This window comes from Azospirillum sp. UENF 112521 (assembly GCF_058780665.1).
In genome coordinates, this window is the sequence record NZ_JBSNCI010000002.1 from 2,784,120 (window position 1) to 2,804,108 (window position 19,989).

The following is a 19,989-nucleotide window of genomic DNA, read 5'->3' on the forward strand; positions in this document are numbered from 1 at the left end:
CCGCCCACAAGGACCTTGGCACCCCTGCACGGCCGCATTACCTATGGCGCCGCCCGCCCTTTGCCTGTGGCGCCGCCCCCTGCCGCTGCCGGAGTTTTGCCTTGACCGCCACCGACACCCTGCCCGTCCCGGCCAAGCTGGGCCGCGTTTCCGCGCGGCTGGCCGCGCTGACCGGCTGGCGCCGGCTGGCCGCCGCGATGCTGCTGGGCGGGTTCGCCACGCTGGCGCTGCCGCCGGCCGACCTGATGCCGGTCGTGCTGGTCGCCTTCCCCGGCATGATCTGGCTGCTTGAGGGGGCGGAGACCAAAAAGGCCGCCTTCGCCGTCGGCTGGTTCTTCGGCTTCGGCCATCATTTGCTGGGGCTCTACTGGATCAGCGCCGCGCTGTTCACCGACATCGACCGCTTCTGGTGGGCGCTGCCGCTGTCGGCGGTCGGGCTGCCGGTCGTGCTGGCGATGTTCAGCGGCGGCGCCACCCTGACCTTCCAGCTGCTGCGCCGGCGCGGCTTCGGCGCCGGGCTCGGCCGCCCGCTGCTGTTCGCCGCCTGCTGGTGCCTGTGGGAATGGCTGCGCGGCCATCTCTTCACCGGCTTTCCCTGGAACCTGATCGGCTATGGCTGGGTCGGGGTGCTGCCGGTTCTGCAGACCGCCTCGCTGGTCGGCATCTATGGCCTGACGCTGGTGACGGTGCTGGTGGCGTCGCTGCCGGCCGCCCTGCCCGACCGCGACACCACGCCCGGCCGGGCCGGTGCCGCCGTCGCCGCCGGTCTGGCGCTGCTGGCGGTCCTCGGCGGCTGGGGAGCCTGGCGGCTCGCCGGTGCTGTCGACGAGCCGGTGCCGGGGGTGCGGCTGCGGCTGGTCCAGGCGGCGATCGACCAGCGGCTGAAATGGGCGCCCGGCGAGCGGGTGCAGAATTTCCAGAGCCATCTCGCCTTGTCCGCCGCCGCCCCGGCCGATCCCGCCGCCCCGCCGCCCAACGTCATCATCTGGCCGGAAACCGCCGTGCCCTTCTTCATCGAGGACGATGCGCGGGTGCGGCAGGCCCTGGCCTCGGTCACGCCGTCCGGCGGGCTGCTGATCACCGGAGCCCCGCGCACGACGGTCGATGCCGATGGCGAGCGCCGCTATTTCAACGGCATGGTGGCGGTGGACGGCAGCGGTGCCGCGGTCGCCGACTACGACAAGTTCCATCTCGTCCCCTTCGGCGAATACATGCCGCTGCGGCAATGGCTGCCGGTCGGCGCCATCGCCGGCAACGGGGCGGAGTTCTCCGCCGGTCCCGGCCCGCGCACCCTGCACCTGGGCGACCGCGTGGCGGGCCTGCCGCCCTTCAGCCCGCTGATCTGCTACGAGAGCATCTTCCCCGGCGCGGTGGTCGACAGCGCCGACCGGCCGCAATGGCTGCTGAACCTGACCAACGACGCCTGGTACGGCCGCACCGCCGGTCCGCACCAGCATTTCGCCATCAACCAAGTGCGGGCCGTCGAGGAAGGGCTGCCGCTGGTCCGGGTGGCGAATACGGGAATATCCGGGGTGGTGGATTCCTACGGTCGTGTGCGACAATTGCTCGGTCTGGGTGAGCGTGGCTTCATCGATACCACGTTACCGAAAGCTCCGTCTGGCGTTACAGCCTATGCCCGTATGGGAGACTGGATTTTCGGCATAGTGCTTCTGGGCTGTTTCATGGCGGCCCTGACCACGCGATATCACCGCTGATGCTGCAATACGGGCATTCTGCCCGCCACAGGCAGAACAAATTCGTGTAACCGGCATGACCGGAGCGGGCTTGACTGCATACGTGGATATGTCGTAACTAGGTTGCACAACCGTTACAGGGATAAACGAGATGCAGACTGAAACTGGAGCGCCGCGCGGGCGCCGTGCGGGTGCGGGCCGTCCGAAGACCGGAAAGCCGAATCCCATCGATGTCCACGTCGGATCCCGCGTCCGTCTCCGCCGCACCCTTCTCGGCATGAGCCAGGAAAAGTTGGGCGAGGCCATCGGTCTGACCTTCCAGCAGGTGCAGAAGTACGAGCGCGGCGCCAACCGCATCGGCGCATCGCGTCTGTTCGATCTCAGCCGCGTGCTGGACGTGCCGGTTTCCTTCTTCTTCGACGACATGCCGGCCGACGCGGCCTCGGCCCGCGTCGAGGACGACGACGAGGCGGGTGGCTCGGAAGAGCGGTCGGCCAGCACCTACGAGCCCGATCCGATGGCCAAGCGCGAGACGCTGGAACTGGTCCGCGCCTATTACAAGATCAGCGATCCGTCGGTGCGCAAGCGCCTGTTCGAGCTGACCAAGGCCGTGGCCAGCGCCGCCGTGGCGGAAGCCGCGGAGTAAGTTGCGGCGGCGATTTGCTGCAAGGGCTTGCGGCAAGGGCTTGCGGCGGTGACTCACGGCGGCGCTTTGCAGCCTTGAGCACCCGGCGGTGCCTCCCGCCGGTTGTCCGCGGCCTGAGATACCCACCGAACGGGGAAGATGCGGCGCGACCGTATCCACCCCCTTCGTGTGGTGCCTGCGATGATAGGACCAAGGCCTTACCGCCGGTAGGCTTCTTGACCCCGGCCTGAAACCTTGTCAAAACCGGATTTGGATCGGTGTCTGCGGCCGCTGTACCGGTCTGCCGTTTCGGCTCATGAAATAGCGTGCCGCCGAATGCCGAGGTTTCCCGTGGCAAAGTTGAACTACGTCTTCACCAGCGAGTCCGTGTCGGAAGGTCATCCCGACAAGGTCTGCGACCGCATTTCCGACGCCATCGTCGATCTCTACCTCTCGCACGACCCGCAGGCCCGCGTGGCCGTGGAGACGCTGGCGACCACCAACCAGGTGGTGCTGGCCGGCGAGGTTCGCGGCCCCGACAGCATCAAGGCCGACCAGCTGGTCGCAGCCGCCCGTGCCGCGGTGAAGGACATCGGCTACGAGCAGGACGGCTTCCACTGGGAGAAAATGGACGTCAAGTGCTTCGTCCATTCCCAGTCCGCCGACATCGCGGTCGGCGTCGACGCCGCGGGCAACAAGGACGAGGGTGCCGGCGACCAGGGCATCATGTTCGGCTATGCCTGCCGCGAGACCCCGGCCCTGATGCCGGCGCCGATCTACTACAGCCACGCCATCCTGAAGTCGCTGGCCGAGGCGCGGCATTCCGGTGCCGCCCCGCAGCTGGGCCCGGACGCCAAGAGCCAGGTCACCCTGCAGTACATCGACGGCCGCCCGACCCGCGCCACCGCCATCGTGCTGTCGACCCAGCATGCCGAGGGGCTGGACCAGGACGCCGTGCGCGAGATCGTCCTGCCGCACATCGTCAACTGCCTGCCGGAAGGCTGGATGTGCGACGACAAGAACCTGTACGTCAACCCGACCGGCCGCTTCGTCATCGGCGGCCCGGACGGTGACGCCGGCCTGACCGGCCGCAAGATCATCGTCGACACCTACGGCGGTGCCGCCCCGCACGGCGGCGGCGCCTTCTCCGGCAAGGACCCGACCAAGGTCGACCGCTCGGCCGCCTACGCCGCCCGCTACCTCGCCAAGAACGTCGTCGCGGCGGAACTGGCGGACAAGTGCACGATCCAGGTCTCCTACGCCATCGGCGTGTCGAAGCCGCTGTCGGTCTATGTCGACACCCACGGCACCGGCAACGTCGACGAGGACCGGCTGTCCGACATCCTCCAGCAGCTGGTCGACCTCAGCCCGCGCGGCATCCGCACGCATCTGGGCCTGAACAAGCCGATCTACGCCCGCACCGCCGCCTACGGCCATTTCGGCCGCGAGCCCGAGGTGGACGGCGGCTTCTCGTGGGAGAAGACCGATCTGGTCGAGGCCCTGCGCGGCGCCTTCTGACCGTCCCGACCGGCGGATTACCGGAGATGAAAAAGGCGGCGGAGGCTGGAAACGGCCTCCGCCGCCCTTTTTTGTAAGCTCTTTTCCTGCCACACCGCTCTTTGAACCGCATCAGCCGCCATGACCGACAGCAAAACCGACCGACCGACTGACGACGCTCCGCAGAGCGAAACCGGAAACCGGCTGTTCGGCCGGCGCAAGGGCCGTCCCCTGCGCAAGCGCCGGACAAGCCTGATCGAGGACCTGCTGCCGCAGCTCCAGATCACGGTGCCGAAATCCGGGGGGCCGAAATCCGGGGGGCCGAAATCCGACGCCGGCCAGGCGCCGGCATTTTGGGACCCTGCCGGCCTGTTCGACACGCCGAAGCGCGAGGTCTGGCTGGAGGTCGGCTTCGGCATGGGCCATCACCTCGCCTGGCAGGCCAAGCACAACCCGGACGTCGGCATCGTCGGCGCCGAACCCTTCCTCAACGGCATCGCCGGCCTCCTGGGGATGATCGACGACGACGATCTCGGCAACGTGCGCATCCATCCCGACGACGCCCGGCCGCTGCTGGACGCCCTGCCCGACGCCTCCATCGGCCGCGCCTTCGTGCTGTTCGCCGACCCCTGGCCGAAGAAGCGCCATGCCGACCGCCGCTTCATCGGGCCGGAGAACCTGCCGCGGCTGGCCCGCGTGCTGAAGGACGGCGCCGAGCTGCGTCTGGCCAGCGACGACATGGGACTGGTGCGCTGGATGCTTGAACACACGGTCAAGCATCCCGATTTCGAATGGACGGCGCGCCGTCCGTCCGACTGGCGCATCCGCCCCGACGACTGGCCGGCGACGCGCTATGAGGAGAAGGCCATCGCCGCCGGGCGCAAGCCGGTCTTCCTGCGATTCGTCCGCCGCCCGCGGGGGTGAGCCGCCGGCGTCAGACGCTTGCGGCCGGCCGGAGCGGATCCGGTTCGGCGATGCGTGGAGCGGCGAAATGCTCCACCACCGGGAACGGATCGTAGAAGCGATGGAGACGTCCCTTCCACTCGACATACCGGTCCGAACCACGGAATCCCACGGTATGGTCGTCCAGACGCTCCCACCAGACCAGCAGCAGGTAACGACAGCCGTCCTCCAGGCAGGGCCGGACCTCCATCCCACGGAAACCGGCCGATGCCGCGATGAGCGGACGGGCTTCGGCCATGGCCTGTTCGAAGGCGCCCTGCTCACCCGGACGCACGTTTAAAATCGCCGCTTCGAGGATCATTCCGGTCCTTCCCTGATGCCGCCCCCACCAGTTCCGCTTGTAAAGGAACGGGGCGATCCCGAAAAGGCTTGCGGCATCGGCCGGAATGACTATATTCACCCTCTGAGAACCCATACGGATTGGCGGCCCGGGCAACCGGGCCGGCGAGACGCTTTGCGGGTGGGCTTTTGCCCACTTATTTTTTTATGAGCGTGTGGAGACACGCGCTTGTTGAACCTTCTGTTGTGGAAACCTCGTCCGGTTCGATCCCGGCCGCAGGCTTTGGGTTAGGTGGAATGGACGCTACAGGTCGCATCGAACAGATCATCACGCCGTCGGTCGAAGCCATGGGCTATGAGGTCGTGCGCGTTCAGATCTCGGGCGGCCAGCGGGCAATTCTCCAGATCATGGCGGAGCGCGCCGACGGCGCGCCCATGACTGTCGAGGATTGCGCCGACATCAGCCGCTCCGTTTCGGCCCTGCTGGATGTGGAAGACCCGATCCGCGAGGCCTACACGCTGGAAGTCAGCTCGCCCGGCATCGACCGGCCTCTGACCCGGCTCAAGGATTTCGAGCGCTTCGCCGGCTTCGAAGCCCGGCTGGAAAGCCGCATGGCCATCGACGGCCGCAAGCGTTTCAAGGGCATGCTGAAGGGCGTCGAGGACGGCCTGGTGTGCATCGACACCGAACAGGGACCCGCCCGGCTGGAGTTCGACACCATCCTGCGCGCCAAGCTGGTGCTGACGGACGAGCTGATCCGTGCCAGCCAGGAGCAGCAGGAGGGCCTGGAGCACTGACGGCACGGTCCGACAGGACGATAGCCGCCAGAACCCCCGCCCCGACCCCGCCGACCCGACCGGACATCACGCAAGACCGGCACCACACAAGACCGATTCAGGAAGTGTAACGGATGGAACTGCTGCAAGTCGCTGACGCGGTCGCCCGCGAAAAGAACATCGACCGGGACGAAGTCCTGGAGGCGATGGAGCAGGCGATTCAGAAGGCCGGCCGCTCCAAGTACGGCCATGAGCACGACATCCGCGCCCGCATCGACCGCAAGACCGGCGACATCCATCTGACCCGCCACCTGGAGGTGGTCGAGACGGTGGAGAACGAGGCGACGCAGGTCACCCTGCCCTACGCCCAGAAGCGCAAGGCCGGCGCCAAGCTCGGCGATTTCCTGGTCGACCCGCTGCCGCCGATCGATTTCGGCCGCATCGCCGCCCAGACCGCCAAGCAGGTGATCGTGCAGAAGGTGCGCGACGCCGAGCGCAAGCGCCAGTTCAACGAGTACAAGGACCGCAACGGCGAGATCGTCAACGGTCTGGTCAAGCGCGTCGAATACGGCAACGTCACCGTCGACCTGGGCCGCGCCGAAGCGATCCTGCGCCGCGACGAGCTGCTGCCACGCGAGCATTTCAAGAACGGCGACCGCGTGCGCGCCTACATCTTCGACGTCCGCGAGGAACCGCGCGGGCCGCAAATCTTCCTGTCGCGCACGCATCCCATGTTCATGGCGAAGCTGTTCGCCCAGGAAGTGCCGGAAATCTACGACGGCATCATCGAGATCAAGGCGGTCGCCCGTGACCCGGGTTCGCGCGCCAAGATCGCGGTGCTGAGCCACGACAGCTCCATCGACCCGGTCGGCGCCTGCGTCGGCATGCGCGGCAGCCGCGTCCAGGCGGTCGTCGGCGAGCTGCAGGGCGAGAAGATCGACATCATCCCGTGGAACGGCGAGGCGCCGACCTTCGTCGTCAACGCGCTCGCCCCGGCCGAGGTCGCCAAGGTCGTGCTCGACGACGACAACCACCGCATCGAGGTGGTGGTGCCCGACGACCAGCTGTCGCTGGCCATCGGCCGCCGCGGCCAGAACGTGCGCCTCGCCTCGATGCTGACCGGCTGGGACATCGACATCCTGACCGAACAGGAAGAGTCGGAGCGCCGGTCGGAGGAAATCCACAACCGCTCCGCCCTGTTCATGCAGGCGCTGGACGTCGACGACGTGATCGCCCACCTGCTGGTCGCCGAAGGCTTCACCTCGGTCGAGGAGATCGCCTATGTCGAGACCGAGGAGCTGGCCGAGATCGAAGGGTTCGACGAGTCGGTCGCCGACGAGCTGAAGCAGCGCGCGCTCGCCTTCCTGGAAGTCCGGGACGAGCAGGCCAACGAGCGCCGGCTGGAGCTGGGCGTCGAGGACATCATCGCCGAGCTGACCGGCTTCAGCGCCACGCAGCTGGTGAAGCTGGGCGAGAACGGCGTCAAGACGCTGGACGACCTGGCCGACCTGGCCGGCGACGAGCTGGTCGAGATCCTGGGCAAGGACGGCGCCAAGGACGCCCCCTCGGAAGAGGAGGCGAACGCGATCATCATGGCCGCGCGCGCCCACTGGTTCGAGGGTGAGGGCGAGGACGCCGCCGCGGCTCCCGCCGCTGGGGGCTCGGCCGATGGCCAGGGCGCGCAGGCCTGACCGGCAGCAATGCCGGTTGGAACTGCGCCCGAGAGGAACGATTATTCGGGACCGCGCGAGCGGATGACGATCGGATGACCGAACGGAACGACGAACGGACACCGACCGCCGCCGCGGATGCGGTGCCGGAACAGGATTTGGCACAGGACGACGGTGCCGGTACGGACCGCCTGCCGGCCGACGACGAGAAGGGGCCTCTGCGCCGCTGCATCGCGTCGGGCACGGTGGGGCCGAAGGAGAGCATGATCCGCTTCGTGATCGGCCCCGACGGCGAGGTGGTTCCGGACCTGGAGGAACGTCTGCCCGGCCGCGGCCTTTGGGTCACGGCCGACCGGGATGCCCTGGCGAAGGCCATGGGTAAATCCGTTTTCGCCAAAGCGGCCCGCCGGGCGGTGAAAGTACCGCCCGATCTGGCCCAGAGGCTGGAACGGCTGCTGGAACGTCGGTGTCTGCACGCGTTGGGCCTTGCCCGCCGTGCCGGCCACGTCCTGGCGGGATACGAGAAGGTGCGCGAGGCGTTGAGGGCCAACCAGGTCGGCCGTGCGGGTCCCCCGCCGGCCCTGCTGGTGGAAGCCGCGGACGGCTCGCTGGACCAGCGCGGCAAGGTGACGGCGCTCGCGCCGTCGCTGCCGGTGATCGACCTCTTCCAGTCCCCGGCCTTGGCCGCGGCGCTGGGACGCGATCACGCGGTGCACGCCGTGGTGGCGCGGGGCAGGCTGGCCGCAGGGCTGGCCCGCGATGCGGCACGCCTGAGAGGGCTGAAAGGTCCCCAAGGGGACCAGGATGCGCACCAGGATTCTGATAAGGGCTTGGGAGTCGGCAATACGGCCGGCCGGCCTGCGATGTAACGTCTGACCATTCGGGAACCGATGACCGACAGCAACGACCAGGACCAGAAGAAAGTCTTGCACCTAACCGGCGCCAGCAAAGGAAAGCTGGAGTCGAAGAAGCCGGTCGAGACCCAGGTCCGGCAGAGCTTCTCCCATGGCCGGTCAAAAGCGGTGACCGTAGAGGTCAAGCGCAAGCGTCATGTTGAAAAGGGCGCCGTGCCCGGCGTTGCCGACGGCGGCGCCGCCGCGCGTCAAGCTGCCCAGGGCCTGCCCATGCGCGGTGCGCAGGGCCAGCGCCCCCGTGGCGGCGGTGCCCCTGCCGGGCGCCAGCTGACCCGCGAGGAGCTGGAATCCCGCCTGCGTGCGCTTCGTGGCGCCGCGGCGTTCGAGGAACAGCGCCGGATCGACGCCGAGGAAGACGCGGCCCGCGCTGAAGCCCGCGCCGCCGAAGCCGCCGCCCGTGCCGCCGAAGAGGCGGCATCCGCCCCAGCCGACACCGCCGAAGCCGCCGCCCCGGCTGCCGCTCCCGCCGCGTCCGATGCTGCGGCATCGGCCACGCCGGACATGCCGCCGATCATTCTGGATGCCGACACCCTGCGCCAGCGCGAGCTGGACGAGATGCGTGCCATTCAGGAGGAGGATCGCAAGATCGCCGCCGAGGCCGAACGCCGCCGCAAGGAGGAAGAGGCCAAGCGCAAGGAAGCCGAGGACGCCAAGCGCCGCGACGCCGAACCGGCGCCCCGCCGTGACGGTGCCCGCGATGGCGGCCGTGACGGTGCAGCACCCCGCGACGGTGCGCGTCCGGCCGGTGCCCGCCCGGGTGCCGACCAGCGCCCCGGCGGTGCCGCCGCCCGTCCCGCCGCCGACGCCGCTCCCGGCCGCACCCTGCCGGGCGTCGGCGCCCCGCCGGCCCGCGCCGAGGAAGAGGACGACAACCGCCGCAAGGGTGGCCGCGGCGGCGCTCCCGCCAAGGCCGCGCCGGCCCGTCCGGCCGCCAAGGCTCCCGCCGGCGCCGACCGCCGCAAGGGCACCAAGCTGACCGTCTCGCAAGCGCTCAGCGACGACGGCAGCGACCGCACCCGGTCGCTGGCCGCGGTGCGCCGTGCCCGCGAACGTGAACGCCTGCGCCAGATGAGCCGCCAGGAGACCGCCAAGGTCACCCGCGACGTCGTCCTGCCGGAGGTCATCACGGTCCAGGAGTTGGCCAACCGCATGGCCGAGCGTGGCGCCGACGTCATCAAGGCGCTGATGCGCATGGGCGTGATGGCGACCATCAACCAGACCATCGACGCCGACACCGCCGAGCTGCTGATCACCGAGTTCGGTCACCGCGTCCGCCGCGTGTCGGAGTCCGACGTCGAGATCGGCCTGCGTGCCACCGAGGAAGAGGGCGCCATCCTGGTGTCCCGTCCCCCGGTCGTCACCATCATGGGCCACGTCGACCACGGCAAGACCTCACTGCTCGACGCGCTGCGCCAGACCGACGTGGTGTCGGGCGAGGCCGGCGGCATCACCCAGCACATCGGCGCCTATCAGGTGCAGCTGGAGTCGGGTGCGAAGATCACCTTCATCGACACGCCGGGCCACGCCGCCTTCACTGAGATGCGTGCCCGCGGCGCCAACGTCACCGACGTGGTCGTGCTGGTGGTCGCCGCCAACGACGGCGTCATGCCGCAGACGATCGAGGCCATCCGCCACGCCAAGGCGGCCAAGGTTCCGATCATCGTCGCCATCAACAAGTGCGACCTGCCCGATGCCAAGCCGGAGCGCGTCCGCCAGGAACTGCTCCAGCACGAGCTGGTGGTCGAGGAGATGGGCGGCGACGTGCTCGACGTCGAGGTGTCGGCCAAGGCCAAGCGCAACCTGAGCAAGCTGGAAGAGGCCATCCTGCTCCAGGCCGAAATCCTGGAGCTGCGGGCCAACCCCGAGCGTGCCGCCGAAGGCGTCGTCATCGAGGCGAAGCTGGAGCGTGGCCGCGGTTCGGTCGCCACCGTGCTGGTCCAGCGCGGCACGCTGAAGGTCGGCGACGTGTTCGTCACCGGCGCCGAGTGGGGCCGCGTCCGCGCCCTGATCAACGACCGCGGCCAGAACGTCAACGAGGCGGCCCCGGCCGTGCCCGTCGAGGTCCTGGGCCTGAACGGCACGCCGATGGCCGGCGACGACTTCTCCGTCGTCGAGTCCGAGGCCCGTGCCCGCGAGATCGCCGAGTTCCGCCAGCGCAAGAAGCGCGAAGCGGCGGTGGCGGCCTCGGCCCGCGGTTCGCTGCAGGACATGTTCAGCCGCATCCAGGCCGGCGAGGCCAAGGAACTGCCGGTCGTCATCAAGGGCGACGTGCAGGGCTCGATCGAAGCCATCGCCAGCTCGCTGGAGAAGCTCACGGCCGAGAACACCGAGGTCAAGGTCCGCGTCCTGCACAACTCGGTCGGTGCGATCAACGAGTCCGACATCACGCTGGCCAATGCGTCCAACGCGATGATCATCGGCTTCAACGTCCGCGCCAACCCGCAGGCCCGCGACCTCGCCAAGCGCGACGGCGTCGAAATCCGCTACTACTCGATCATCTACAACGTGATCGACGACGTGAAGGCGGCGCTGACCGGTCTGTTGTCTCCGACGCTGCGGGAACGCTTCATCGGCTACGCGACCATCCGCGAGGTGTTCAACATCACGAAGGTCGGCAAGGTCGCCGGTTGTATGGTCACGCAGGGCACCGTCAAGCGCGGCGCCGGCGTCCGCCTGCTGCGCGACAACGTCGTCATTCACGAAGGCACGCTCAAGACGCTCAAGCGCTTCAAGGACGAGGTCAAGGACGTCCGCGAGGGTTACGAGTGCGGCATGGCCTTCGAGAACTACGACAACATCCAGGCCGGCGATCAGATCGAAGCCTTCGAGATCGACGAAATCGCTCGCGAGCTTTGAGACCGACGGTCCGCCCGGCCCCTCCCGGTGTTTTACCGGACGGGGCCGGGCGGTTCGTTTTTCGGACGAGAGGTGATGCCACCTGGAGGTGACGCTATGGATCGCATTCCGCTATCCGAAGCCGACGGGCATATGGCCGAACTGATCGACCGGGTGGAGAATGACGAGGAGATCGTCATTCTTCGCGATGGGAAACCTGCGGTCAGGCTGGTGCCCGTCGCGGAAGGCCCCCTCGCGGAAGACGGAGTGTCCGCGCCGACGCCGTCCGGCAAGCGGCCGGTGCGGTTCGGCTTCGCCAAGGGACAAATCCGGATCGCCGACGATTTCGACGCTCCGCTGCCCGACGACCTGCTGAAGAGCTTCTACGGTCTCGCTCCGGACGAGGAGTGGCCGGATCAGTGGAAAGGGATGCCGGGGTGAGGCTGCTGCTCGACAGTCATGTGCTGCTGTGGCTGGCGACCGATGACCCGAAGCTCGGTTCCGCCGTCCGGACCGTGATCGCCGACGGTTCCAACACCGTGCTGGCGAGCATCGCGTCGCTCTGGGAACTCACCATCAAGTCCAGCTTCGGAAAACTGACCTTGCCCGCCGGGTTCCATCGCCTTCTGGTCGAAAACGGTCTGACGATCCATGCAATCGACGTCCGTCACATCGACCGGCTGGACCATCTGCCCCGGCATCACGGCGACCCCTTCGACCGGATGCTGATCGCCCAGGCCCAGGCCGATGGCCTGACTCTGGTCAGCGCCGACCGAACCATCAGACTTTACGACGTGCCCGTTCTCTGGTCCTGACACCGGTCAGGCCGCCGCGGGCGCCAGACATCGACGAAAGACACGTACCATGGCCAGCAAGAAGCGCGGCGCGTTCATCGCCGGCAAGCCCCCGTCCCAACGGCAACTGCGCGTCGGCGAGGAGGTGCGCCACGCCCTTGCCGACCTGTTCCGCCGCGGGGACTTCCACGATCCGGAACTGGCCTCGCTGAACGTCACGGTCACCGAGGTGCGGATCAGCCCCGACCTGTCCAATGCCACCGTCTTCTATGCGACGCTGGGCGGCGAGCGGATGGAGGAGGCCCAGGTCGCCCTGAAGCGGGCCGCCGCCTTCCTGCGCGGGCAGGTCGCGCGCATGGTCAACCTGCGCCACGCCCCGACGCTGAGCTTCGAGGGCGACACCTCCTTCGACTACGCCCACCGCATCGACAGCATCCTGCACAGCCCGGAGGTCGCCCGCGACCTGAGCGGCCATCCGCTGGGCCGCGTCAATGGCGACGACGACCACGACGAGGACGAGGACGACTCCTGGGACGAGGAGGGCGACGAAGAGGGGGATGAGGACGGCGACGACCTCGGCCCCGACGAGACGGACGAGGACGACGATCTCGACGACGACCGCGCCATGCTCGACGACGAGGACAAGGGCGGGGACAAGAGCGGGGACAAGGACGAGAGCCGGGGCGGCCGTCGTGGCTCGTAAGCGCAAGGGCACGCCGATCCATGGCTGGGTGGTGCTGGACAAGCCGGAAGGCATGACCTCCACCCAGGCGCTGTCGAAGGTGCGCCGCCTGCTGAACGCCGAGAAGGCCGGGCATGGCGGCACGCTGGACCCGCTGGCGACCGGCATCCTGCCGATCGCGCTGGGCGAGGCGACCAAGACCGTGTCCTACGCCATGGACGGTGCCAAGACCTACCGCTTCTCCATCCGCTGGGGCGAGCGCACCAGCACCGACGACCGCGAGGGCGAGGTGATCGCCCGCTCGGACCACCGTCCGGCGACCGAGGCGATCCGCGCCGCCCTGCCCGCTTTCCTGGGCGAGATCCAGCAGGTGCCGCCGCAGTTCTGCGCCATCAAGATCGACGGCGAGCGCGCCTACGACATCGCGCGCGAAGGCGATGCGGTCGATCTGGCCGCCCGCACCGTGCGCATCGACCGCTTCGAGCTGGTCGAGGAACCGGACGCCGACCATGCGGTGTTCGAGGTCGATTGCGGCAAGGGCACCTATGTCCGCTCGCTGGCGCGCGACCTGTCGGAAGCGCTCGGCACGGTCGGCCATGTCGGGCTTCTGCGCCGCCTGCGCGTCGGCTCCTTCACGCTGGAGCGCGCGATTTCCCTGGACGAACTGGCCGCCATGGAGCAAGGTGCGGCCGTCGAACGACTTCTGTTGCCGATCGAGACCGCGCTGGACGACATCCCGGCGCTGGCCCTGACGGAAGCGGAAGCGCACCGACTGAGGCACGGCCAGACGGTCGCTCTCCTCACCCGGCAGGATCGTGAACGCCTGATGGCGCTTCAGGGTGCTGACGGTGGGGATGGCACCGTCATTGCGCTTTTCGGCGGAACGCCGGTGGCGTTGGCCCGTGTCGAGGGGGCGGAGGTCCGTCCGGTGCGCGTGCTCAACCTCACGTGATTTAGGAGACCCCGATGTCGATTACGCCCGAGCGCAAGCAAGAGCTGATCAAGGAATTTTCCCGCGGCACCAACGACACCGGTTCGCCCGAGGTCCAGGTGTCGATCCTGACGGAGCGCATCAGCAACCTGACGGATCACCTGAAGGGCCACAAGAAGGACTTCCACTCCCGCCGTGGTCTGCTGGTGATGGTCGGTCAGCGCCGCCGTTTGCTCGACTATCTGAAGAAGAAGGATCACTCACGCTACGCCGCTCTGATCGAGCGTCTGGGCCTGCGCCGCTAACGGCTGCGCCGTCCCGCTGACGGGTTCGGGTTCCCCCGGCCGGCCACCCCGGCCGGGGGCTTCCCCCGGAAGCCGGCGGGACCACGGACGTCGGATATGGGCGTCGAACATCGAAGTCCTCGTTCACCTGTACCGTTCCGGAACACCTCATTGGTTATTGGCAATAGAAACTGGATCTTGAGCGTTTCGTGATGGACAGGCCGGCCCGATCATTCGGGGACCGGCCTTTTTTGCATTCACGCCACTTCTATCTCGATTCGTTTGGTGCTGTTGTCGAACACCGTCATTTCAGTTTTCTCGCGGGGTCCTACGACCGATGGCCCCGGCCTTGGGCGGCAATCCGGCCGTTGCAGGGTGTCGGATGGAAGGAAAGAATCCATGTTCACTGTTCATCGCAAGGAAATCGAGTGGGGCGGCCGCAAGCTGGTCCTGGAAACGGGCAAGATCGCCCGCCAGGCCAACGGCGCGGTTCTGGTCACCTATGGTGACACCACCGTCCTGTGCACCGCCGTCGCCGCCAAGGCGCCGAAGCCGGGCGTCGATTTCTTCCCGCTGACCGTCAATTACCAGGAAAAGGCGTTCGCGGCCGGCAAGATCCCCGGCGGCTTCTTCAAGCGCGAAGGCCGTCCGACCGAGAAGGAAACGCTGGTCAGCCGCCTGATCGACCGTCCGATCCGTCCGCTGTTCGCCGACGGCTTCCGCAACGAGACCCAGGTCGTCTGCACCGTGCTGAGCCACGATCTGGAGAACGATCCGGACATCGTCGCGATGGTCGGCGCGTCCGCCGCGCTGACGATCTCCGGCATCCCGTTCCTGGGTCCGATCGCCGCCGCCCGCGTCGGCTACAAGAACGGCCAGTACATCCTGAACCCGACCCGGGACGAGGTCGGCGACAGCGATCTGGATCTGGTCGTCGCCGGCACCGTCGAAGGCGTGCTGATGGTCGAATCGGAAGCCAAGGAGCTGACCGAAGAGGTCATGCTGGGCGCCGTCATGTTCGGCCACACCAACTTCCAGCCGGTGATCAACCTGATCATCGACCTGGCCGAGGAAGCCGCCAAGGAGCCGTGGGACCTGCCGGAGCCGGCCTATGACCGCAAGGCCCTGAAGGCCCGCCTGCGCGAGACCGTCGGTGCCGCCGTCGAGGCCGCCTACACCGAGACGGTGAAGCAGAGCCGCTACGAGAAGGTCGGCGCCGCCAAGGCGAAGGCGCTCGAGACGCTGGCCGAGGAATTCGACGCCCAGTCCATCGGGTTCGAGTTCAAGGAACTGGAAGCCGACATCCTGCGCGGCGCCGTGCTCAAGACCGGCCGCCGCATCGACGGCCGCGACACCAAGACCGTGCGCCCGATCGTGTCGGAAGTCGGCGTGCTGCCGCGCGCCCACGGCTCGGCCCTGTTCACCCGCGGCGAGACCCAGGCGCTGGTCGTCACCACGTTGGGCACCAGCCAGGACGAGCAGATCATCGACGCGCTCGAGGGCGAGTACCGCGAGCACTTCATGCTGCACTACAACTTCCCCCCGTACTCGGTGGGTGAAGCCGGCCGCATGGGCAGCCCGGGCCGCCGCGAGATCGGCCACGGCAAGCTGGCGTGGCGCGCCATCCACCCGCTGCTGCCGAAGAAGGAAGACTTCCCCTACACGCTGCGCGTCGTGTCGGAAGTCACGGAGTCCAACGGCTCCTCCTCGATGGCCACCGTCTGCGGCACCTCGCTGTCGCTGATGGACGCCGGCGCGCCGCTGATCCGTCCGGTCGCCGGCATCGCCATGGGCCTGATCAAGGAAGACCACGGCTTCGCCGTCCTGTCGGACATCCTGGGTGACGAAGACCACCTGGGCGACATGGACTTCAAGGTCGCCGGCACCGAGGTCGGCGTCACCGCGCTGCAGATGGACATCAAGATCACCTCGATCACCGAGGAGATCATGAAGATCGCGCTGGGCCAGGCCAAGGACGGCCGCCTGCACATCCTCGGCGAGATGTCGAAGGCGCTGACCGGCGCCCGCGAAGGCGTCAACGAGAACGCCCCGCGCATCACCGTCATCAACATCCCGAAGGAGAAGATCCGCGACGTGATCGGCTCCGGCGGCAAGGTGATCCGCGAGATCGTCGAGCAGACCGGCGCCAAGATCGACATCGAGGACGACGGCACCGTCAAGGTCTCGGCCGTCGACCAGAAGAAGTCGGACGCCGCCATCGAGTGGATCAAGGGCATCGTCGCCGAGCCGGAGATGAACGTCGTCTACACCGGCAAGGTGGTGAAGGTCGTCGATTTCGGCGCCTTCGTGAACTTCCTGGGTTCGCGCGACGGCCTCGTCCACATCTCCGAACTGGCGCAGCAGCGCGTCGGCAAGGTGTCGGACGTCGTGTCGCAGGGTGACTCGGTTAAGGTCAAGGTCATCGGCTTCGACGACCGCGGCAAGGTCAAGCTGTCGATGAAGCAGGTCGACCAGGCCACCGGCGAGGACCTGACCAAGAAGGCGGAGTGATCCGCCGGTAAGGTTCGGGAACGCCGGGCAACCGCCCGGCGGGACCTGCCATGAACAGGGGCGCTTCCCATCGGGGAGCGCCTCTTTGTCATTTTAGGTGTCATTATGGGCACCCTTCCCTCTTCCGCAGTTCCCGATGTCCCGCGCCGAACGTCTCCTCGATCTGATGCAGGTTCTGCGGCGGCATCGCCAGCCGGTCAGCGGCAAGTCGCTTGCCGGCGAACTGGGGGTCAGTCTGCGCACGCTCTACCGCGACATCGCCACGCTGCAGGCGCAGGGCGCGATGATCGAGGGGGAGCCGGGGGTCGGATATCTGCTGCGCGCCGGCTTCCTGCTGCCGCCGCTGATGTTCACCGAGGAGGAGGTCGAGGCGCTGGTGCTGGGCTCGCGCTGGGTGGTGGAGCGCGGCGACAGCCGGCTGGGCGGGGCGGCGCGCAACGCGCTCGCCAAGATCGCCGCGGTGCTGCCGCCGGACAAGCGCGAGGGGCTGGACGGCTCGGCCCTGCTGATCGGTCCGGGCGAGCCCATCGCCGGAGGCGATAACAATGTTTCGGCGGGAGATGCGGAGCTGGCGACCATCCGCGGCGCGATCCGCGGGGAGCGCAAGCTGGAGATCGCCTATCGCGACCGCGACGGGTCGGAGAGCCGGCGCACCGTCTGGCCCTTCGCGCTGGGCTTCTTCGACCGGGTGCGGGTGATGGTGGCGTGGTGCGAACTGCGCCAGTCCTTCCGCCATTTCCGCACCGACCGCATCCTGGCGCTGACCGCCAGCGAGACCCGCTATCCCCGCCGCCGGCAGGCGATGCTGAAGGAGTGGCGGGCGGCGGAGGGCATTCCGCAACGATGACAGGATGCTGACGGAAACTGTCAGCATGCCGGCCTAGTCTTGGCTTTGCCGGTGAGGGCGCCGAACGGAACCGCCCCACCCCAATCCTTCAAGACCGGAGCCGACCATGCCCGCCACCCAGACCGTCAGCAAAGCCGCCGCCCTCGCCCTCGATTTCGTCCTGCTCTATGTCGACAACCCGGCCGCCAGCGCCGCCTTCTATGCCGACCTGCTGGGCCGCAAGCCGGTGGAGGCCTCCCCCACCTTCGCCATGTTCAAGGCGGGCAACGGGCTGATGCTGGGCCTGTGGTCGCGCCACTCGGTGGAGCCGGCGGCGACCGCGCCCGGCGGCGGCGAGATCGCCTTCACCGTCGCCGACGAGGCGGTAGTGCGCGACCTGCACGCCGACTGGAGCGCCCGCGGCCTGACCATCCTGCAACCCCCGACCGCGATGGATTTCGGTCATACCTTCGTTGCACAGGACCCGGACGGCCATCGCCTGCGTGTGTTCGCGCCCAATCAGGGTGAGGAAGCCCAGTCCGAACAGGTGCGGTCGTGAGCGGCGGCACAGACACCGGTGCCTGGATCGCCGTGGCCAGCGCCGAGCATGTCCGGCGCGGACGGGCCGGCGGCTTCATGCAGGTCTGCCACGGCAAGGCGGCCCCGCTGCGGCGGATCCGGGCGGGCGACCGGGTGGCGTACTACTCCCCCACCGACCGGTTCGGGGCGGCAGACGGGCTGAAGTCCTTCACCGCCATCGGCGCCATCCTGCCGGGCGAGCCCTACCGCTTCGACATGGGCGGCGGCTTCATCCCCTTCCGTCGCGACGTGTCCTGGTGGCCGGCGGAGGAGGCGCCGATCCAACCGCTGCTGGACCGGCTGGAGCTGACCGCCGGGGTGCGGAACTGGGGCTATCCCTTCCGCTTCGGCCTGCTGCCGGTCAGCCTGCGCGACTTCGACCTGATCGCGGAGGCGATGGGGGTGGCGGCGCAGAAGGCGATGGCGGCCTGATCGGGAAAAAATCACCGGGGCGCGGCGGATGAAACGCCCCGCCTCCGGCGTCCCACACCGGGGAATACGGGCGCCGCCGGAGGTCCGGGGCGCCTGATACCTTGGTGTCAGAGTACAAACGAATGGCGGATCGGCCTGACCGAGATCAAGGCGAAACCCCTCGCAGTCCGTCATACATGCGCTTATATCGTCCGCAAGCCTGACCAAGGTCACCTGTACCGGGGCCATCGTTCCATGCATCGTTTCGCCAACCCCGCCCGCTTCCTGCGCCTGTCGGCCCTGCTGTTGCCGTGGTGCGCCGGGGCGACCGTGATCCTGACGATCCTCGGTCTGTGGTTCAGCCTGTTCAGCTCGCCGCCCGACTATCAGCAGGGCGAGACGGTGCGGATCATGTACATCCATGTCCCCGCCGCCTGGATGAGCCTGTTCGTCTACACCAACATGGCCATCGCCGCGGCTTGCGGCCTGGTGTGGAAGCACCCGCTGGCCGATTTGTTCGCCAAGGCCGCCGCCCCCATCGGCGCCGGCTTCACCTTCGTCTGCCTGGTGACCGGGTCGCTGTGGGGGGCGCCGATGTGGGGAACCTGGTGGGTGTGGGACGCCCGGCTGACCAGCGTGCTGATCCTGTTCTTCCTCTATCTCGGCTACATGGCCCTGGTGAACGCCTTCGACGATCCGCAGCGCGGCATGAAGGCGGGCAACGTCCTGCTGCTGGTCGGCATCGTCAACGTGCCGATCATCAAGTTCTCGGTCGACTGGTGGAACACGCTGCACCAGCCGGCCAGCGTCGTGCGGATGGGCGGTCCCAGCATCGACCCCAGCATGCTGACACCGCTGCTGGTGATGGCCGGCGCCTTCACCGCCTATTTCCTGTCGGTGGTGCTGCTGCGCGTGCGCACCGAGATCGCCCAGCGCAAGATCCAGACGCTGCGGCTGGCAGTCGCCGGCGGGGTTGCTGGCGATGGTACCGTCCATGACGGGATGCGGGGGTAAGGACGATGAGCGAATTCCTCCATATGGGCGGGTATGCCGCCTATGTCTGGCCGGCCTACGGCATCGCCACCCTCGTGCTGCTGGGGCTGCTGGTCGCCACCTGGAAGGGGCTGCGCAACGCCGAGGCGACGCTGAAGGCGCTGGAAAGCGCCCGGCCCGCCCGCCGCCGCACCCGCAATGCCGGCCGCAAGATGGCCGATCAGAGCGCCGGAAGACCGGCGGAAGCGAGCGAAGGATGACCCGCAAGAAACGCCGCCTTTATATGCTGGGCCTCGCCCTTCTCGGGCTGGGTTCGGCGACCGCCCTGGCGCTGACCGCCTTCCAGGACAACATCGTCTTCTTCTACAGCCCGAGCCAGCTGCAGACGCAGCAGGTCGGCGACCGCAATTTCCGCCTGGGCGGGCTGGTCGAGGAAGGCAGCGTCCAGAAGCAGCCGGACGGCGTCACCACCGCCTTCCGCGTCACCGACACCGCCCACACCGTGGATGTCCGCTATCGCGGCCAGCTGCCCGACCTGTTCCGCGAGGGCCAGGGCGTGGTGGCGGAGGGCCGGATGACCGGCGGCGTCTTCGTCGCGCGCGAGGTGCTGGCCAAGCATGACGAGAACTACATGCCGCCCGAGGTGTCGGAGGCCCTGAAGCAGGCCGGCGTCTACAAGAACCCGGCGGAGTCCGCGACGAAGACCGCGAAGAAGGAGTAGCGG

20 protein-coding genes and 1 pseudogene are annotated in these 19,989 nt (G+C 68.1%); 20 read left to right on the plus strand and 1 reads right to left on the minus strand.

All coding sequences use genetic code 11. The features are described from left to right. The first annotated feature begins 101 nt into the window (after positions 1-101). The 4 genes from lnt (at position 102) to trmB (ending at position 4,740) form a co-directional block, all read left to right on the plus strand. The gene (lnt, locus tag ACWPN8_RS15620; protein ID WP_109096071.1) at positions 102-1,715 is read left to right on the plus strand and encodes an apolipoprotein N-acyltransferase; all 1,614 of its coding nucleotides are present in this window, start codon (positions 102-104) and stop codon (positions 1,713-1,715) included. Between the two features lie 130 nt (positions 1,716-1,845). After that, positions 1,846-2,340: a helix-turn-helix domain-containing protein gene (locus ACWPN8_RS15625; RefSeq protein WP_109096070.1), complete on the plus strand. Its 495-nt coding sequence runs from the start codon at positions 1,846-1,848 to the stop codon at positions 2,338-2,340. Between the two features lie 315 nt (positions 2,341-2,655). After that, on the plus strand, positions 2,656-3,837 hold the full coding sequence (gene metK, locus ACWPN8_RS15630; protein WP_492241331.1) for a methionine adenosyltransferase: 1,182 nt from the start codon (positions 2,656-2,658) through the stop codon (positions 3,835-3,837). A gap of 120 nt (positions 3,838-3,957) precedes the next feature. Further along, on the plus strand, positions 3,958-4,740 hold the full coding sequence (gene trmB, locus ACWPN8_RS15635) for a tRNA (guanine(46)-N(7))-methyltransferase TrmB (protein ID WP_492241332.1): 783 nt from the start codon (positions 3,958-3,960) through the stop codon (positions 4,738-4,740). A 10-nt stretch (positions 4,741-4,750) separates the two neighbouring features. Here trmB and ACWPN8_RS15640 read toward each other — a convergent pair whose 3' ends face one another. Beyond that, positions 4,751-5,080: an antibiotic biosynthesis monooxygenase family protein gene (locus ACWPN8_RS15640; RefSeq protein ID WP_492241333.1), complete on the minus strand. Its 330-nt coding sequence runs from the start codon at positions 5,078-5,080 to the stop codon at positions 4,751-4,753. Positions 5,081-5,355: 275 nt separating this feature from the next. Here ACWPN8_RS15640 and rimP point away from each other — a divergent pair, with 275 nt between their 5' ends. From rimP to ccmE, 16 genes and pseudogenes are all read left to right on the plus strand, one after another. Then, on the plus strand, positions 5,356-5,856 hold the full coding sequence (gene rimP / locus ACWPN8_RS15645; RefSeq protein WP_109096066.1) for a ribosome maturation factor RimP: 501 nt from the start codon (positions 5,356-5,358) through the stop codon (positions 5,854-5,856). A 113-nt stretch (positions 5,857-5,969) separates the two neighbouring features. Next, the gene (nusA, locus tag ACWPN8_RS15650; RefSeq protein WP_109096065.1) at positions 5,970-7,526 is read left to right on the plus strand and encodes a transcription termination factor NusA; all 1,557 of its coding nucleotides are present in this window, start codon (positions 5,970-5,972) and stop codon (positions 7,524-7,526) included. Positions 7,527-7,600: 74 nt separating this feature from the next. Next, positions 7,601-8,374 (plus strand): RNA-binding protein, encoded by a 774-nt coding sequence (locus tag ACWPN8_RS15655; RefSeq protein ID WP_492241334.1) that lies wholly within the window; start codon positions 7,601-7,603, stop codon positions 8,372-8,374. A gap of 21 nt (positions 8,375-8,395) precedes the next feature. Beyond that, positions 8,396-11,275, plus strand: coding sequence for a translation initiation factor IF-2 (infB, locus tag ACWPN8_RS15660; protein WP_492241335.1), 2,880 nt, complete (start codon positions 8,396-8,398; stop codon positions 11,273-11,275). A 96-nt stretch (positions 11,276-11,371) separates the two neighbouring features. Next, positions 11,372-11,695 carry a type II toxin-antitoxin system Phd/YefM family antitoxin gene (locus ACWPN8_RS15665; protein WP_492241336.1) on the plus strand — a complete coding sequence of 108 codons (324 nt, stop codon included), beginning with the start codon at positions 11,372-11,374 and terminating at the stop codon, positions 11,693-11,695. Continuing rightward, entirely contained in the window at positions 11,674-12,069 is a 396-nt protein-coding gene (locus ACWPN8_RS15670) for a type II toxin-antitoxin system VapC family toxin (protein ID WP_492241337.1), read from the plus strand. Before ACWPN8_RS15665 ends, ACWPN8_RS15670 begins: the two co-directional genes overlap by 22 nt. Before the next feature lie 49 nt (positions 12,070-12,118). Next, positions 12,119-12,645: pseudogene (gene rbfA, locus ACWPN8_RS15675) on the plus strand (30S ribosome-binding factor RbfA); the annotation flags it as partial. A gap of 95 nt (positions 12,646-12,740) precedes the next feature. Then, entirely contained in the window at positions 12,741-13,682 is a 942-nt protein-coding gene (truB, locus tag ACWPN8_RS15680; protein WP_109096059.1) for a tRNA pseudouridine(55) synthase TruB, read from the plus strand. Positions 13,683-13,696: 14 nt separating this feature from the next. Next, positions 13,697-13,966: a 30S ribosomal protein S15 gene (gene rpsO / locus ACWPN8_RS15685; RefSeq protein ID WP_109096058.1), complete on the plus strand. Its 270-nt coding sequence runs from the start codon at positions 13,697-13,699 to the stop codon at positions 13,964-13,966. Between the two features lie 378 nt (positions 13,967-14,344). Beyond that, positions 14,345-16,456: a polyribonucleotide nucleotidyltransferase gene (gene pnp, locus ACWPN8_RS15690; protein WP_109096057.1), complete on the plus strand. Its 2,112-nt coding sequence runs from the start codon at positions 14,345-14,347 to the stop codon at positions 16,454-16,456. Between the two features lie 136 nt (positions 16,457-16,592). Next, positions 16,593-17,303 carry a helix-turn-helix transcriptional regulator gene (locus ACWPN8_RS15695; RefSeq protein ID WP_492241338.1) on the plus strand — a complete coding sequence of 237 codons (711 nt, stop codon included), beginning with the start codon at positions 16,593-16,595 and terminating at the stop codon, positions 17,301-17,303. Between the two features lie 106 nt (positions 17,304-17,409). Next, on the plus strand, positions 17,410-17,841 hold the full coding sequence (locus ACWPN8_RS15700; RefSeq protein ID WP_492241339.1) for a VOC family protein: 432 nt from the start codon (positions 17,410-17,412) through the stop codon (positions 17,839-17,841). Further along, positions 17,838-18,293, plus strand: a complete 456-nt coding sequence (locus ACWPN8_RS15705; protein ID WP_492241340.1) for an EVE domain-containing protein — start codon at positions 17,838-17,840, stop codon at positions 18,291-18,293. The genes ACWPN8_RS15700 and ACWPN8_RS15705 overlap by 4 nt, the downstream gene beginning before the upstream one ends. 234 nt (positions 18,294-18,527) lie before the next feature. Continuing rightward, a complete protein-coding gene (locus ACWPN8_RS15710) occupies positions 18,528-19,286 on the plus strand; it encodes a heme ABC transporter permease (protein WP_109096053.1) in 759 nt (252 codons plus the stop codon). A 5-nt stretch (positions 19,287-19,291) separates the two neighbouring features. After that, positions 19,292-19,525, plus strand: coding sequence for a heme exporter protein CcmD (ccmD, locus tag ACWPN8_RS15715; RefSeq protein ID WP_492241341.1), 234 nt, complete (start codon positions 19,292-19,294; stop codon positions 19,523-19,525). Next, entirely contained in the window at positions 19,522-19,986 is a 465-nt protein-coding gene (gene ccmE, locus ACWPN8_RS15720; protein ID WP_098740916.1) for a cytochrome c maturation protein CcmE, read from the plus strand. Before ccmD ends, ccmE begins: the two co-directional genes overlap by 4 nt. Positions 19,987-19,989: the final 3 nt, after the last annotated feature.